Annotated in this window: 14 protein-coding genes; 7 read left to right on the top strand and 7 right to left on the bottom strand. The window is 71.0% G+C overall.

Annotated features, from left to right (window positions below; all coding sequences use genetic code 11):
* Positions 1 to 32 precede the first annotated feature (32 nt).
* Entirely contained in the window at positions 33 to 1340 is a 1308-nt protein-coding gene (locus tag ACWCO3_RS19360) for an ABC transporter substrate-binding protein (protein ID WP_358163461.1), read from the bottom strand.
* A gap of 185 nt (positions 1341 to 1525) precedes the next feature.
* A complete protein-coding gene (locus ACWCO3_RS19355; RefSeq protein WP_145778757.1) occupies positions 1526 to 2284 on the bottom strand; it encodes a maleylpyruvate isomerase family mycothiol-dependent enzyme in 759 nt (252 codons plus the stop codon).
* A gap of 69 nt (positions 2285 to 2353) precedes the next feature.
* Between ACWCO3_RS19355 and ACWCO3_RS19350 the strand changes: the two genes are divergently transcribed.
* Positions 2354 to 3436: a UDP-N-acetylmuramate dehydrogenase gene (locus ACWCO3_RS19350; RefSeq protein WP_450011273.1), complete on the top strand. Its 1083-nt coding sequence runs from the start codon at positions 2354 to 2356 to the stop codon at positions 3434 to 3436.
* A 70-nt stretch (positions 3437 to 3506) separates the two neighbouring features.
* On the opposite strand, the gene ACWCO3_RS19345 is transcribed toward ACWCO3_RS19350, so the two are convergent.
* On the bottom strand, positions 3507 to 4304 hold the full coding sequence (locus tag ACWCO3_RS19345) for a class I SAM-dependent methyltransferase (RefSeq protein WP_450011271.1): 798 nt from the start codon (positions 4302 to 4304) through the stop codon (positions 3507 to 3509).
* Positions 4305 to 4320: 16 nt separating this feature from the next.
* Entirely contained in the window at positions 4321 to 5085 is a 765-nt protein-coding gene (locus ACWCO3_RS19340; protein WP_450011269.1) for an SDR family oxidoreductase, read from the bottom strand.
* A gap of 204 nt (positions 5086 to 5289) precedes the next feature.
* On the opposite strand from ACWCO3_RS19340, the gene mshA reads away from it, so the two are divergent.
* From mshA to ACWCO3_RS19325, 3 genes are all read left to right on the top strand, one after another.
* The gene (gene mshA / locus ACWCO3_RS19335) at positions 5290 to 6654 is read left to right on the top strand and encodes a D-inositol-3-phosphate glycosyltransferase (RefSeq protein WP_450011267.1); all 1365 of its coding nucleotides are present in this window, start codon (positions 5290 to 5292) and stop codon (positions 6652 to 6654) included.
* Positions 6655 to 6711: 57 nt separating this feature from the next.
* Positions 6712 to 7227 carry a type III secretion system chaperone family protein gene (locus ACWCO3_RS19330; protein ID WP_145778762.1) on the top strand — a complete coding sequence of 172 codons (516 nt, stop codon included), beginning with the start codon at positions 6712 to 6714 and terminating at the stop codon, positions 7225 to 7227.
* A gap of 313 nt (positions 7228 to 7540) precedes the next feature.
* Positions 7541 to 8431, top strand: a complete 891-nt coding sequence (locus ACWCO3_RS19325; protein WP_450011275.1) for a hypothetical protein — start codon at positions 7541 to 7543, stop codon at positions 8429 to 8431.
* A 373-nt stretch (positions 8432 to 8804) separates the two neighbouring features.
* Here the strand turns inward: ACWCO3_RS19325 and ACWCO3_RS19320 are convergent, their stop codons facing one another.
* Together ACWCO3_RS19320 and ACWCO3_RS19315 are read right to left on the bottom strand one after the other, a co-directional pair.
* A complete protein-coding gene (locus tag ACWCO3_RS19320; RefSeq protein WP_145778764.1) occupies positions 8805 to 10094 on the bottom strand; it encodes an MFS transporter in 1290 nt (429 codons plus the stop codon).
* A 98-nt stretch (positions 10095 to 10192) separates the two neighbouring features.
* A complete protein-coding gene (locus tag ACWCO3_RS19315) occupies positions 10193 to 11476 on the bottom strand; it encodes an MDR family MFS transporter (RefSeq protein ID WP_450011265.1) in 1284 nt (427 codons plus the stop codon).
* 152 nt (positions 11477 to 11628) lie between these two features.
* On the opposite strand from ACWCO3_RS19315, the gene ACWCO3_RS19310 reads away from it, so the two are divergent.
* Complete coding sequence (locus tag ACWCO3_RS19310; RefSeq protein WP_088987447.1) at positions 11629 to 12396, top strand: phosphoglyceromutase; 768 nt, start codon at positions 11629 to 11631, stop codon at positions 12394 to 12396.
* 46 nt (positions 12397 to 12442) lie between these two features.
* Here ACWCO3_RS19310 and phoU read toward each other — a convergent pair whose 3' ends face one another.
* Entirely contained in the window at positions 12443 to 13099 is a 657-nt protein-coding gene (phoU, locus tag ACWCO3_RS19305; protein ID WP_145778766.1) for a phosphate signaling complex protein PhoU, read from the bottom strand.
* Between the two features lie 204 nt (positions 13100 to 13303).
* Between phoU and ACWCO3_RS19300 the strand changes: the two genes are divergently transcribed.
* Together ACWCO3_RS19300 and ACWCO3_RS19295 are read left to right on the top strand one after the other, a co-directional pair.
* Complete coding sequence (locus ACWCO3_RS19300) at positions 13304 to 14587, top strand: sensor histidine kinase (RefSeq protein WP_145778767.1); 1284 nt, start codon at positions 13304 to 13306, stop codon at positions 14585 to 14587.
* 23 nt (positions 14588 to 14610) lie between these two features.
* On the top strand, positions 14611 to 15212 hold a 602-nt coding region (locus ACWCO3_RS19295), incomplete at its 3' end, for a response regulator transcription factor (protein WP_450011260.1).

Raw genomic sequence — 15212 nt, 5'->3', positions numbered from 1 at the left:
GTCACCGGAGCCCGCCCGCACGCTGGGTTGGGCTACTTGGCGGCGGCCTTCTTCGCGTTGGTCACCGCGTCGGTCCAGCCCTGCCCCGGGTTGCGCTGGCCCAGTTCCACGGTCCGTACGGCGTTCTCCACCTCGGTGCGGACGGCCTGGTTCTTCGGGCCCATGTAGACCGGCTTGAGGCTCTTCGCGCCGGTGCCGAAGATGGTGCCGACCGGTGCCCCGGAGAAGTACGCGTTGGTCGCGCCGGCGATCGCCGGGTCGTCCAGCGCCTGCGGCGAGGAGGGCAGCGGGCCCTTCTCCTTGAACGCCCCGATCTGGCCCTTGGCGCTGGTCAGGAACTTCGCCAGCTCGATCGCCTCGGCCTGGTGCTTGCTCTGCTTGGGTACGGCGAGGTGCGACCCACCCCAGTTGCCGCCGTTGCCGGGCACCCGGGCGATGTCCCACTTGCCCTGGGCGGCCGGGCCGGCGTTGCCCTCGATCACCCCGGTCATCCAGGCGGGGCAGGCGATGGTGGCGAACTTCGACTGCTTGAACGCGGAGACCCACTCCTCGGACCACGAGCCGTACTTGCCGGAGAGGCCCGAGTCGACGATGTCCATAGTGGTGTCCCACGCCTGCCGTACCGCCGGGTTGCTGTCGACGACGAGGTTGCCGCTGGTGTCGTAGTAGCTGTAGCCGGTGGTGTTGCCGGCGGTCTGGAGCAGGATGGTGTTGAAGGTGTTGGTGGCCGCGTCGAGGAAGGACGCGCCGGTCTTGGCCGCGACGAACTTCTCGCCGGTGGCGATGTAGTCCTGCCAGGTCGGCCAGAGCTGGGAGACGGCGTCCCGCTCGGTGGGCAGGCCGGCCTTGGAGAAGAGGTCCTTGCGGTAGCAGATGGCGATGCCACCGACGTCGGTGCCGAGGCCGATGAGCTGCTTGCCGTCGGCGGTCAGCCCGGCGTTCCACTTCCATTCGAGGAAGTTGCCCTTGAGGTCGGCGGCGCCGTGGTCCAGCAGGTTGACGAAGTTGCCGGGGTTCGCCTTGTACTCGACCATCAGCCCCTCCTCGATGGCCACGATGTCGCCCGCGCCCCGGCCGGCGGCGAGCCACTGGGTCAGCTTCGGGGAGTACTCGTCGAGGTTGGTGCCGGTGCCGCGCTCGACGATCTTCACGTCGGGGTTCGCGGCCATGTAGTCCTTGTAGAGCTGCTCGTAGCCGAACTGGCCGAAGACGTCGACGGTGAGGGTGACCGGACCGTCCCCGCCCTCTTCGTCGCCGCCGCCGCAGCCGGCGGTGACGAGCAGGGCGGTGGTCGCGGCGAGGGCCACCGCGGCGAGGCGGCGGCGCGGGAAGACAGCCATGGGTTTCGACCTCTCTCAAGGTGGTCGGTGGTGATCGATAGGCAAGAGAGCGCTCTCACGACAGGGTGGTGGGCGCTCCACCCGCTGTCAAGAGAGCGCTCTCTTTGATATCCCGACGTGACCCACGACGTACGCGAGGGCATCACCCGTCGATGGGTGACGCCCTCGCGGAGCGGTGGAACCGATCAGCCGGTACGCAGACCGTTCAGCAGGTTGGGATCGCCGGCCACGTCCAGCGTCTCGAAGCTCACCCGACCCCAGAGAGCCAGCAACAGGTCGCTGGCGGTGCCGCTGACCTGGGCGCGGGCGTGATGGTCGTCGTGGTCGAAGATGGTCGCCGTGTCGAGCAGCGCCACCCCCTCGCCACGGAGCCGCAGATACCAGTCCTGAGCGGCGTCGGTAGCGGAGAGCTGCACCACGCCGTGCCAGTCACCCGGCACCTGCCGCCGGCCGGCCGGCAGCCAGGTGTCCAGCACCTCGCTCACCCCGTCGGCCGCGAGCTTCGCCTCGACCGGGTCACCCGCCCCGATCGCGAGCTGGGCGTCCCACCGGTGCACAGCGGTCTCGTGCGCCATCCGACGCGGCCAGAAGCCGGCCTTCTTCGGCTGCGGCGCCCAGTTCCACGCCGGCGCCTCCGGGTCCAGGCCATCGAACACGGTCAGCAGCCGGTCGTACCCCTGCTGCCACACCTGGAGAGGGCTCACGCCCGGCTCCGCCTCAAGGGGGACCCGGCGGGCCGGCTGGGTGGTCGAGCCGGAGCCGACGAACGACGAAACCCACTGGTAGATGCCGGCGAGGTGCAGTGTGACGTCGTTGACCGTCCAGCCCGGACAGGACAGCACCGGTGTCTCCGGCGGCGCCTCGGCGACCGCCGCCGCGAAAGCCGGACCCTCCGCCCGGAGCGCCCCGATCCAAAAATCCTTGCTGCCCTGCAGTCTGCTCATCGCCATCCTCCCGGGGGTGCCGGGCGACCAGTGGGTGCCACGGCTATCAGTCAGCCTAAGGTGAAGGGCGTGCCAGACGCCTCCGCCCAGCCGACAACCGCAGCCGATCGTGCCATCCCTGGTCCACTGGCCAGCTACACGACCCTAGGGACGGGTGGGACGCCCGCGCGGATCGTGGCCGCCGGCAGCGCCGACGAGATCATCCGGGCGGTCCGCGCCGCGGACGAGCCGGTCCTGATCCTGGCCGGTGGCAGCAACGTGGTCATCGGCGATGCCGGCTTCCCCGGCACCGTCGTCCTGGTGCGCTCCCGAGGCCTCCAGGTCGTCGCGGAGGACGTCGAATCGGTCACCGTACGCGTCGACGCCGGCGAACCGTGGGACGACCTGGTGGCCGCCACCGTCGCCAACGGCTGGGCTGGCCTGGAATGCCTCTCCGGCATCCCCGGCTCGACCGGCGCGACCCCGATCCAGAACGTCGGCGCGTACGGCCAGGAGGTCGCCGAGACGATCACCGGCGTCGAGGTGTACGACCGGGTCGACGGCACCCGCCGGATCATCCCCGCCGCCGAATGCGGGTTCGCCTACCGGGGCAGCATCTTCAAGTACGGGGACCGCTGGGTGGTGCTCTCCGTCGACTTCCAGCTCACCCGGTCTCCGCTCTCCGGGCCGGTGCGCTACGCCGAGCTGGCCAGGGCCCTCGGTGTCGAGGTCGGCGACCAGGTGCCGCTGGCGGACGCCCGAGCGGCGGTGCTGCGACTGCGGGCCGGCAAGGGGATGGTGCTCGATGCCAACGACCCGGACACCCGCTCGGTCGGCTCCTTCTTCACCAACCCGGTGCTCGACGGTGCGACGTACGAGCTGCTCCGGGAACGCGCCGCCGACCTGGGCGACCCGCCCGCCTGGCCCGGGGCCGACGGCATGGTCAAGGTCAGCGCGGCCTGGCTGATCGACAAGGCCGGCTTCACCAAGGGGCACCCCGGGCCGGGCGGCACGGCCATCTCCAGCAAGCACACCCTCGCCCTCACCAACCGCAGCGGCACCGCCCAAACCGCCGACCTGCTGGCCCTGGCCCGCGACATCCGCGACGAGGTGCACGCCCGCTTCGGCGTGACCCTCCACCCCGAGCCCGTCCTGGTCAACTGCACCCTCTAAGCCCTCGTCGATCATGAAGTTATCGTCGTCCGGATCGGCGTGTCGGGACGATAACTTCATGATCAACGCGTCAGGTGGGGGCCACTGACGCCCAGGGGAGGGTGAGCTCGCCCTGACGCCAGCGGGCCGGGCCGTCCAGGACCGGCCAGCCCTTCTCTCGGAGGTGTCCCACCGCTCTCAACCAGCGTTGGCGGGGGCCGAAGGTGGCGTACGGGGCGGCGGCCTGCCAGGCGTCGTCCAGGGCGCGGATCAGGTCGTGCACCGGCTCGCCCGGCACGTTGCGGTGGATCAGCGCCTTCGGTAGCCGCTCGGCCAGCTCTGCCGGGCTGCCCAGCGTGGTGAGCTTCGCGGCGAGGGTCAGCGTCCGAGGGCCGTCGGCGTCGATCAGCAGCCAACTGGCGAGCCGGCCCAACTCATCGCACGTGCCCTCGACGAGCGCGCCACCCGGGGCGAGCGCGCCGGTCATCGTCCGCCAGGCGTGCGGCACCTCGCTCTCCTCGTACTGCCGCAGCACGTTGAACGCGCGGACCAGCACGGGCCGGAGCCCGGCCAACTCGAACCCACCCCGGGCGAACGTCAGGCCAGGTGGGTCGGCGGCCGGGGCCGCCGCGGCCACCCGGGCCGGATCGATCTCCAACCCGACCAGCCGTACGTCCGGACGGACCCCGGCCGCCAACCGGGCGCGCAGTTCCACGGCGGTGACCGGAGTGGCGCCGTAGCCGAGGTCGACCACCAGCGGATCGTTCGCCTCCCGCAGTCGGTCGGCGCAGGTGGCGACGATCCAGTTGTCCACCCGACGCAGCCGGTTCGGGTTGGTCGTGCCCCGGGTGACCACCCCCAGGGGTCGGCGTCGTGGAGCCCCGCTCATGCGCCCGGGTCCCGAGTCAGGAGACCCGGTGCACCTTGTGCTGGGCGGCCTGCGCCCGCGGCCGGACCACCAGCCGGTCGATGTTCACGTGCTCCGGGCGGGTCGCGCACCAGGCGATGCAGTCGGCGACGTCCTCGGCGAGCAGCGGCCTCGGCACCCCGGCGTAGACGGCCGCTGCCCGCTCCGCGTCGCCCTCGAAGCGGACCAACCCGAACTCTTCGGTCTTCACCATGCCCGGGTCGATTTCGATCACCCGCAGCGGCCGGCCGCACAACTCCAGGCGGAGCGTGCCGGCGATGGCGGTCTGCGCGTGCTTCGCCGCCGTGTAGCCACCCCCGCCCTCGTAGACGGTCAGGCCGGCGGTGGAGGAGACCACCACGATGGTGCCCGAGCCGGACGCCTCCAGCGCCGGCAGCAGCGCCTGGGTGACCCGCAGCGTGCCGAGCACGTTGACGTCGTACATCCACTGCCAGTCGGCGACCGAGCCGGACTCCACCGGGTCCAGTCCGCGCGCCCCGCCAGCGTTGTTGACCAGCAGGGTGACCGGCCCGGGTGCCTGGGCGGCGGTCTCGGCCAGCGCGGCCACCGACTCGTCCGAGGTGATGTCGCAGGTCACTGCCGTGGCCTGCCCGCCGGAGGCGGTGATCTCGGCGACGAGGTCGGCGAGCCGATCGGCTCGGCGGGCGGCGGCGAGCACGTGGAAGCCCTCGGCGGCGAGCCGGCGGGCGGTGGCCGCGCCGATTCCGCTGGACGCTCCGGTGACGATGGCGACAGAGGTCATAGCGGCATTGTCCCCCCGGCTACACGACCCGCCCAGACCGGGCGCGGGGCAGCCATCGACGGCGTCCGGTGATGAGGTCCGTCACGCGTGGGGGCCGCGCTGGGGAATTTCCGATGCCCGATGGGGAAGATGACATCCGGCGTAAAGGTTGACCGAGAAGCGCCGGTCGTGCGAGACGGCATCAACCGTGAAGAAGGAGCGGATGTGGCGGAAATGCACACCGGCGTCGGGCGGCAACGAGGTGCCCGACCGTGGCCCCGGCCCCACCGCATCGCCACCCTCTCGGTGCACACCTCCCCCCTGCACCAGCCCGGCACGGGCGACGCCGGTGGGATGAACGTCTACATCCTCGAAGTCGCCCGGCGACTCGCCGAGGCCAACGTCGAGGTGGAGATCTTCACCCGGGCCACCTCCGGTGACCTTCCCCCGGTGGTCGAGATGGCACCCGGCGTGCAGGTCCGGCACATCACCTCCGGCCCGCTGGAGGGCCTCACCAAGGAGGAGCTACCCGGGCAGCTCTGCGCCTTCACCGCCGGGGTGCTGCGCGCCGAGGCGTCGCGCCCGCCCGGGCACTACGACCTGATCCACTCCCACTACTGGCTCTCCGGCCAGGTCGGCTGGCTGGCCAAGGAGCGGTGGGGGGTGCCGCTGGTGCACACCGCGCACACCCTCGCGAAGGTCAAGAACGCTCAGCTCGCGGCCGGTGACCGGCCGGAGCCGAAGGCCCGCGTCATCGGCGAGGAGCAGGTCGTCGCGGAGGCGGACCGGCTGGTCGCCAACACCCGGGTCGAGGCCAGCGACCTCCTCGCCCGCTACGACGCCGACCCGACCCGGGTGTCCGTCGTACAACCGGGAGTCGACCTGGACCGGTTCCGCCCCGCGCCGGGCGACCGGTCCGCGGCTGCCCGCGAGGCTCGCCGCCGGCTCGGGCTGCCGACCGACGGGTACGTCGTCGCCTTCGTCGGTCGGATCCAGCCGCTCAAGGCCCCCGACGTGTTGATCCGTGCGGTTGCCGCCCTGCGTGAGCGCGACCCGGCACTCGCCGAGCAGGTGACGGTGGTCATCTGCGGTGGTCCCAGCGGCAGTGGGCTGGACCGGCCGACAGCGCTGATCGAGCTGGCCGCCACGCTCGGGGTCACCGACGGGGTGCGGTTCCTGCCACCGCTCACCGGGGACGACCTGCCGGCGCTGTACCGGGCGGCCGACCTGGTCGCGGTGCCGTCGCACAACGAATCGTTCGGGCTGGTCGCCCTGGAGGCGCAGGCCTGCGGTACGCCGGTGCTGGCCGCCGCCGTCGGAGGACTGGTCACCGCCGTGCGGGATCAGGTCAGCGGCGTACTCATCGACGGCCACGACCCGGTCGACTGGGCCCGTGCGCTGGGCCACCTGCTGCCGGACCGGGCTCGCCGGGCGACACTGGCTCACGGCGCCGAGCAGCACGCCCGCCACTTCTCCTGGGACCGCACGGTCGCCGGTCTGCTCGGTGTGTACGGCGAGGCCATCGCCGCGCACCGCGCTCGGCTCGCGGCTGACCTGGCGTGTGATCCCGCGCTCTCCTGCTCCTGGTGACCCGGGGCGTCGGTCGTCGACAGGTGCGCCGGCCAGGTCGGTCGTAGAGTGGGTCCGGTGAGCCCGAAGAGCGATCTTGCGACCCTGATCGAGTCGGTCTGCGCCGAGCGGGACCTGGCCTGGGAGTCGACCGGCCCCGACTCGTACGCGGTGACCCTGCCGGGCACCCACAAGCTCAAGACGGTCTGCAACCTGATCGTCGGCGAGCACGCGCTGCGGATCGAGGCGTTCGTGATGCGCCAGCCCGACGAGCGGCGCGAGGAGTTGTGGGCCTGGCTGTTGCAGCGCAACGCGCGGATGTACGGCGTCTCCTTCTCCACCGACGCCGTCGGCGACGTCTACCTGACCGGGCGGGTCAACCCGGCCGGCGTGGACGCCGACGAGTTGGACCGGCTGCTCGGGTCGGTGCTCACGTACGCCGACGAGTCGTTCGACACGATGCTGGAAATCGGCTTCGGCAGCTCGATCCGGCGCGAGTACGAGTGGCGGGTCAAGCGCGGCGAGTCGACCGCCAACCTGGCCGCGTTCGCGCATCTCTTCGAGCCCTCCGGCGCCGGCCCAGACCCGGCCTGACCCGGCAGAGGTTCGGACTGCTCCTGACGGGTATGCCGCACCGCGCGGTGCGGCAAGGGACCCCCGCGCGCCGAGGACGGAGTGTCGAGGAGCGGAGCGTCCCATGGCTCAGCGGAACAGCTCAGGTCGCGGCGGGACTGCGACCACTACCAAACGGCAGGCCGGCAACCAGACGCCGGGTACCCCGGGAGTCTCCGAGTCGGAGATCTCCCGGATGCGGGTGGACGACATCCGCGGGCAACTGCGCAAACGAGGGGTCTCCGGGATCTCCGCGCTGCGCAAGCCCGAGCTGGTGAAACAGTTGGTCCGCTCGCTGCGGTCCGGTCCCTCTGGCGCGGGTCGGCGTAGCACCGGACCGGCTGGTCGGGCCACCGGCACCAGGGCGTCGGCCGGTCGGGCCGCCGCGACGAAGAAGTCGGCGGCGAGGGCGGCACCTGGTCGCGCGAAGGCCGCGCCGGCGAACAAGAGCGCTCCCGCGAAGCGGGCCGCCGCGAAGAAGACGACCGCCGCGAAGAGAACGACAGCGGCCAAGAAGACGACCGCTGCGAAGAAGACGACCGCTGCGAAGAGGGCCACCGCCGCGACGAGGACGACGTCGGTGCGGGCGACCACGGGCGCGCGCAAGGCGGCTCCCGCGAAGAAGACGACAGCGGCGAGCAAGTCGACCGCCGCGCGCAAGACAGCGACGGCCCGTACCGCGTCGGCGCGGAAGGCGGCCTCCGCGCGGAAGGTGGCGGCCAAGAAGGCACCGGCCAAGAAGGCGTCGGCGCGGCCGGCGGCGAAGCGTGCGGCACCTGCCAAGCGCACCGCGCCTCCTTCGGCGGCGGCCGGCGGGATCCGGACCGGACGGGGAACCGGGCGGTCGGTCCGAAGCTCGCAGGTGATCTCGTCGACGATGGATCGGCCGGAGCGGCCCGGGCGGAGCCTGATCACCGCGAATCACGAGGTGATCCAGCGGTGGGCCCGGGATCGGGGCGCCAAGCCGGCGACCATCGCCGGCACCGAGCGGGATGGTCGGGCGGGTGTGTTGACCTTCAACATCCCCGGATACCGGGAAAGCGGCCGAATCCGTGAGATCACCTGGGATGAGTGGTTCTACACCTTCGACCTGCGGCGGCTGAACCTGATTTATCAGGAACAGTTGCGGGACGGTCGGCCGAGCAACTTCTTCCGGACCGAGTCACCCGATCGGGAAGACGGTTGAGGTGTTTGCGGGAATGGCCGGCGGGTACGCGGCTGTTGCCAATGACCGAGGCCGGAGCAGCGGATACTCGTCAGTTGTGACGGGCGAGACAGCCGTTCTGGGTTGAATCCAGAATCCGGGCGAACTAGCTTTATTGCGCCGCGTCACGCTTGGAAACGTTCGGGGGAGCGGCGGATCGATCAGATCCGTGCACCAGGCGAGACGCGAGGGGACGGGTGGATTAGCCGTTGGGGGACGGTGACCACCTGTTTGGACCGGCGGCGTGAGCGGGCGATGCTTACGGGGGTGAGTGTTGCCCGCCGCCGCCGGCCCCACCGGCGGGTGCCCACCACAACCTTCGGGTAGTGGTGGGCGCTTTGCGTTGTTGCGGCAATTACGACGCCGATATCCGGTCTGCGGGTGTGAGTGGCTCCGCGGCTTTCTGCAGTGCGGTGACGTGCCGTTCCCGGGGCGGTCCGGCCAGCAGGTGCCCGAGTGCGGCCAGCAGGCCCAGCCCACCCACGATCAGCCAGTGCCGGTCGCCGAGGTGTTGGAGGCTCACCCCGCCGAGGGTGGGGGCGACGAATGCGGCGGCCGGGAACGTCAGGTAGAAGACCGACTGGTAGCGCGCCCGTAGTTGGGGCGGTGCCAGGTCGGCGTTGATCTGTGCGTTGGGCGGTGCGGCGATCATCGAGCCCACCGTCCAGACCACCGCGGCACCCAGGTAGACGGCCAGCTCGTCGGCGACGGCGAGCACCCCGAAACCGAGCGCGAGCAGTGCGGTGGAGGTGGCCAGCACGACGTCCTTGCGGTGTCGGTCGATCAGCCGGGGTACGAACAGTTGCCCGATCACGATCAGCGCGCCGCCGAGCGCCACCACCAGCCCGTACGCCGATGGGCCCAGGCCGTCCGCGCGCATGGCCAGCGGCATGATCGTCGACGTCTGCATGGTGAGCACGGCCAGGACGAAGGTGAGCCCGACGAAGACCAGGAAGGTTCGGTCGGTGAGGGCGGTGTGCAGTCCTGGTCGGCGGGTCCGGAGGGACCTCGGTGCCGGACCGGCGGCGGGTGCCTGGTCGGCTGGCGACGTGGCCAGGCGCAGGGTCTCCGGCACCTTCCAGCCGATGACGACGGCGGCTGTCAGCGTGGCGGCGGCGTCGACCAGGAACAGGGCGGTGAAGCTCGCCTCGGCCAGCACCCCGGCGAGCAACGAGGCGACAGCCATGCCCAGGTTGAACGCCCAGAACTGGAGGTTGAACGCGCGCGAGCGGCGTTCGGCGGGCACCACGTCGACGATCGCCGCGACGAATGCCGGACTGGGCATCGAGTGGACCACGCCGACCAGCGCGGCGAGCACCGCGATGAGGAGGAGGGACTGGCTGAAGGCGAGCGCCACCATCAGTGCGGCAGTCGTCAGGTGCGCGGCGAGCAGAGTCGCCCGTCGGCCCCATCGGTCGGCCAGCACCCCGCCGAGCAGCACACCTGCCGCGCCGCCGGCCCCGTACAGGCCGACGACGGTGCCGGCGAGCCCGACACTCGCCTCGCGTACGTCGGTGAGGTAGAGCGAGAGGAACAGCATGGCGAAGGCGCCGGCCCGGTTGATCAGTAGGCCGACCCAGAGGTACCAGAAGGTGGCGGGGAGCCCGCCCGCGGTGTCGTGCCACCAGCGCCGCACGGCGTGCAACCGTCCTCCCGATAGTTCAGTTTCTTAACCGTTTCCTCTGCACGGTAGAAAACTCGAGCCGCGTCGCGCCAGTCCAGGTCTGATCTTCGGGCGTGTCGTCAGGCGACGGCCTCGGCGGGCTGGGTTCCCCTTTCGGCGGTGACCGGCGCCAACGCTTCGCCGGAGCGACGTAGCTCGGTGGCGCGCCGCTCCCGGGCCGGCCCGGACACCAGGTGGGCCACAGCGGTCAGGGCGCCCAGCGCGGCGCAGCCGTACCAGAGCGCGTCGTTGCCGACGTGCTCGCGCACCAGGCCACCGAGGATCGGCGCGCTGGCTCCGGCGATCTGCCAGGAGAGGGAGAACACGCCCTGGTAGCGACCGCGCAGCTCGGCCGGGGACAGCTCGGCGATGAGCGTGGAGTTGGACGGCGAGTTCAGCATCTCGCCCACCGTCCAGATCAGCACTGTCAACCCGTAGAGCCAGGCGGTGCCGGCGAACGCGGTCAGCCCGAACCCGACGCCCATCACCACGGAGGCCAGCGCGAGCACGTGTGAGCGGCTCCGACCCCGGATCAGACGGGGTACGAAGAGTTGGCCGACCACGATGAGGATGCCGTTGAGCGCGATGACCGAGCCGTAGGTGGCGGGGCTCAGCCCGTCGTCGCCCATCGCGATCGGCAGCATCGAGATGTGCTGGAGGAAGACCAGCGCGGCGAACAGGTTGAGTGCCACGAAGCCGAGGTAGACCCGGTCGGTGAGGATCGTGCGCAGGGCGCCGCGCGAGACCTTTGAAGCGGTGGCGGTGGACGCGCCGGACTGCCGGGTCTCCGGCACCTTGACGAAGATGATCAGCGCGGTGACCAGCATGGTGCCGGCGTCGACCACGAACAGCAGCAGGTAGTCCGCCTGCGCGGCGAGACCGGCGAGGATAGCGGCGCAGGCGAAGCCCAGGTTGATGGCCCAGTAGTTGAGCGAGAACGCGCGTAGTCGGTCCTTCGCCGGCACCACGTCGATCATCATCGCGCCGAACGCGGGCCGGGCCGCCTCGGCGAACATGCCAAGCAGCAGAGCGCCCAGCGCCACAGCCCAGAGGTCCCGGGCCAGCCCGAGCGCGAGCATCATGGCGGCGGCGCCCACGTGTGCGGTGAGCAGCGTCGGTCGCCGGCCCCACCGGTCGGCGAGGGTGCCGCCGGCGGTCGTGCCGAACGCCCCACCGACGCCCCAGAGGCCGATCACCAGGCCCGCCTGGGAGGCGGAGAAGCCGCGTTCCTGGGTCAGGTAGATGGCGAGGAAGACGAGGACGAACGAGCCGAGTCGGTTGATCAGGGTCCCTGACCACAGGTACCAGAAGGTGGTCGGTAGGCCGCCGGTGGTGTCCCGGAACCAACTCCGCATCGTCCGCATATGGCGCCCCGCTTGCAAGTAATGACCGATGTGACTGCCGTGCCTTACAACCCTAGCGGCGGGCGGAGCCGCTGGTCATCCGCATTTTCACGTGGTGGTCGTCACGACGGGTGCCCGCGTGTCCACTCGGCGGTTGAGGCAGGATGATCCGCATGACTGCGAGCGAAGGGCCCACCGTCGGGACGCTGGTCCTGCTGCGGCACGGTGAGAGCGACTGGAATGCCAAGAACCTCTTCACCGGCTGGGTGGACGTCGACCTGACCGAGAAGGGCGAGGGCGAGGCGAGGCGTGGCGGCGAGCTGCTGCGCGAGCACAGCCTGCTGCCGGACGTCGTGCACACCAGCGTGATGCGCCGGGCGATCCGCACCGCCGAGCTGGCGCTCAACGCCGCCGACCGGCACTGGATCGCCGTGCGCCGGTCGTGGCGGCTCAACGAGCGGCACTACGGCGCCCTGCAGGGCAAGAACAAGAAGCAGACCCTCGACGAGTACGGCGAGGAGCAGTTCATGCTCTGGCGCCGGTCGTACGACACGCCGCCGCCGCCGATCGACGACAACGACGAGTGGTCGCAGGTGGGCGACCCCCGTTACGCGCTGCTGCCGACCGAGCTGATGCCGCGGACGGAGTGCCTCAAGGACGTCGTCGACCGGATGCTGCCCTACTGGTACGACTCGATCGTGCCGGACATCCTGGCCGGCCGGACGGTGCTGGTGGCCGCGCACGGCAACTCGTTGCGTGCTCTGGTCAAGCACCTCGACCAGATCTCCGACGAGGCGATCGCCAAACTGAACATCCCGACCGGCATCCCGCTGCGCTACGACCTCGACCCGCAGCTGCGTCCGCTCAGCCTGGGCGGCACGTACCTCGACCCGACGGCGGCGAAGGAAGCCGCCGCCGCGGTCGCCAACCAGGGCCGCTGAACACGAAGGAAGGGCCCCCGCATCGCGGGGGCCCTTCCTTTTCGCGTCAGTTGGTGCTGGTGGGGCTGCTCTCTCCGGTGATCAGGTAGACCACGTGCTCGCCGGCGTTGACCGCGTGGTCGGCGAAGCGCTCGTAGAAGCGGCCCAGCAGGGTGGCGTCGATCGCGGTCTCCACCCCGTACGGCCAGTCGTCGCCGAGCAGCACCGCGAACAGGTTCTTGTGCAGCTCGTCCATGGCGTCGTCGTCACCGTCCAGCTCGCTGGCGAGGTCGGCGTCGGGCTTCGCCAGCACCGAGCCGATCTTCACGGCCATCCGGTCGGCGATCTCGGACATCTCGGTGAAGACCGCCCGCAGCTCGGCCGGGACGGCGGGCGAGGGGTGCCGGCGCAGCGCCGTCTTCGCCACGTGCTCGGCCAGGTCGCCCATCCGCTCCAGGTCAGCGGCCACGTGCAGCGCGGTGATCATCGCGCGGAGGTCGGAGGCGACCGGCGCCTGTCGGGCGAGCAGGTCGCAGACCCGCTCCTCGACGTGCCGGTAGAGGTCGTCGATCTCGGCGTCCCGCTCGATGACCGTCTCGGCGGACTGCCGGTCGGCGGTGAGCAGGGCCCGGGTGGCCTGGCGCATGGCGGCGCGGACGCCCTCCGCCATGTCCACCAGCAGTTGGCTGACGATCTGGAGGTCGGCCCGGAACTCGTCGCGCATCATCACGTCCTGTGGTCGGTCGCCGCCGACGGGTGCCGGCGCAGGGGGTTGAGCAGGTGCGACGCCAACGGTAGGGCGCGCGGACGGATCCGGGATGAACCACGGTGAACGACGCCAGACGCAGGGGTGAACACTTTCGGAAGCGAGGGTAGTTCGTCCCGATCTGTGTGGTAGCCAGGTTAACAATGCCCCTACGATCGCCGGGTGGAGTGGGCGGTGGCGGTCGTGGTGGCCGTGGCGTTGGTGGCCGGGATGGCCGCCGGTTTCCTGCTGCCCCGGTTCCTGCCCGCGCGGGACCGTCGCTCCACGTCGACGGGCAGCGTGAGCTCCCGCTGGAGCAGGGGGAGGCCCGCGATAGCCGACGAGCAGCAGACCGGGCTCGGCCGCCGGACGATCGACTCGCTCCGCGCCGGTGTCGTGGTACTCGACAACGACGACGTCCCCGTGCTGATCAATCCGGCTGCCCGCGCGATGGGGCTCCTGCGGACCGGCAGCACCCCCGGCTCGATCGCCGCGCACCCGCTGATCCGTACCCTCGCCGGCCAGGTGCGGCGCACCGGAGTGCGGCGCGAGATCGAGCTCGACCTGCCCCGAGGTCGCGACGGCGCCGGGGAGAACCCGCTCGGCGTGCACCTACGGGCGATGGGCATCGGCAACAGCTTCATCGCCGTCGAGGCGGTCGACGTGACCGAGTCGCACCGGCTGACCCGCGTACGCCGCGACTTCGTGGCCAACGTCAGCCACGAGCTCAAGACCCCGATCGGGGCGCTCCAACTACTCGCCGAGGCGTTGCTGGACGCGACCGAGCCAGCCGACGCCGCAGCACCCGACCTCTCCGAGGACCTGGTCGCCGCCCGTCGGTTCGCCGAACGGATCCAGCACGAGTCGACCCGGCTGGGTCGGCTGGTGCAGGAGTTGCTGGAGCTGACCCGGTTGCAGGGCGCCGAACCGCAGCCGCCACCGGAGCCGGTCGCGCTGGACTGGGTGATCGCCGAGGTGGTCGACCGGACCCGCACCACGGCCTCCGCCCGGGGGGTCGAGGTGACCGTCGACGGTGATCGTGGCCTCACCGCGTACGGCAGCGACTCCCAACTCGCCACGGCGGTCGCGAACCTGGTGGAGAACGCCATCAACTACTCGGGCGAGGACACCACGGTCCGGGTCACCCTCCGCGGCGACGACGAGCACGTCGAGGTCGCCGTCGCTGACCAGGGCATCGGCATCGCCCCGACGGACGTGGACCGGATCTTCGAGCGGTTCTACCGAGCCGACCAGGCCCGCTCGCGTGCCACCGGCGGCACCGGGCTCGGACTGGCGATCGTGAAACACATCGCGAGCAACCATGGCGGACGGGTCGAGGTGTCGAGCACTCTTGGTGGTGGGTCGACGTTCACCCTCCGGCTGCCCGCCAGCCCACCGGACGACCTTCTGGCGACACTGCCGCCGGTTGGGATCGACTCCGGTCCGGCTGGGCTACGGCAGGTCTGACAGCAATGGAAAGGAAATCCCCGTTGAGCCGCGTTCTGGTGGTCGAGGACGAGGAGTCGTTCTCCGACGCCTTGTCGTACATGCTCCGTAAGGAGGGTTTCGAGGTTTCGGTCGCCGCGACCGGGACCGACGCCCTCACCGAGTTCGACCGGACCGGCGCCGACATCGTGCTGCTCGACTTGATGTTGCCCGAGATGTCGGGCACCGAGGTCTGCCGGCAACTGCGGCAGCGGTCGGCCGTGCCGATCATCATGGTCACCGCCCGGGACAGCGAGATCGACAAGGTGGTCGGGCTGGAGATCGGCGCCGACGACTACGTCACCAAGCCGTACTCGCCGCGCGAGCTGGTCGCCCGGATCCGGGCGGTGCTGCGCCGGCAGAGCCCGGAGGTGGCCGAGACGGGTGCTCCCACCCTGGCCGCCGGCCCGGTGCGGATGGACATCGAGCGGCACGTGGTGACCGTCGACGGCGGGGCAGTGCAGCTCCCGCTGAAGGAGTTCGAGCTGCTGGAGTTGCTGCTGCGCAACGCGGGCCGGGTGCTCACCCGAGGCCAGCTCATCGACCGGGTCTGGGGTGCCGACTACGTCGGCGGTCGTTCCAGACCAGCACCGCGAACTCCCTGTAA

This window comes from Micromonospora sp. NPDC002411 (assembly GCF_053592955.1).
The sequence above is the reverse complement of the archived record's forward strand: the minus strand, read 5'-3'. Positions and strand labels throughout refer to the sequence as shown.

What these genes read in the sequence shown, in the direction of transcription:
- ACWCO3_RS19315 (WP_450011265.1), bottom strand. Translation starts at nt 11,476, where the DNA reads ATGCGGACGATGCGGAGTTGGTTCCGGGACACCACCGGCGGCCTACCG.
- ACWCO3_RS19340 (WP_450011269.1), bottom strand. Translation starts at nt 5,085, where the DNA reads ATGACCTCTGTCGCCATCGTCACCGGAGCGTCCAGCGGAATCGGCGCG.
- ACWCO3_RS19345 (WP_450011271.1), bottom strand. Translation starts at nt 4,304, where the DNA reads ATGAGCGGGGCTCCACGACGCCGACCCCTGGGGGTGGTCACCCGGGGC.
- ACWCO3_RS19355 (WP_145778757.1), bottom strand. Translation starts at nt 2,284, where the DNA reads ATGAGCAGACTGCAGGGCAGCAAGGATTTTTGGATCGGGGCGCTCCGG.
- ACWCO3_RS19360 (WP_358163461.1), bottom strand. Translation starts at nt 1,340, where the DNA reads ATGGCTGTCTTCCCGCGCCGCCGCCTCGCCGCGGTGGCCCTCGCCGCG.
- phoU (WP_145778766.1), bottom strand. Translation starts at nt 13,099, where the DNA reads ATGCGCGACGAGTTCCGGGCCGACCTCCAGATCGTCAGCCAACTGCTG.
- ACWCO3_RS19310 (WP_088987447.1), top strand. Translation starts at nt 11,629, where the DNA reads ATGACTGCGAGCGAAGGGCCCACCGTCGGGACGCTGGTCCTGCTGCGG.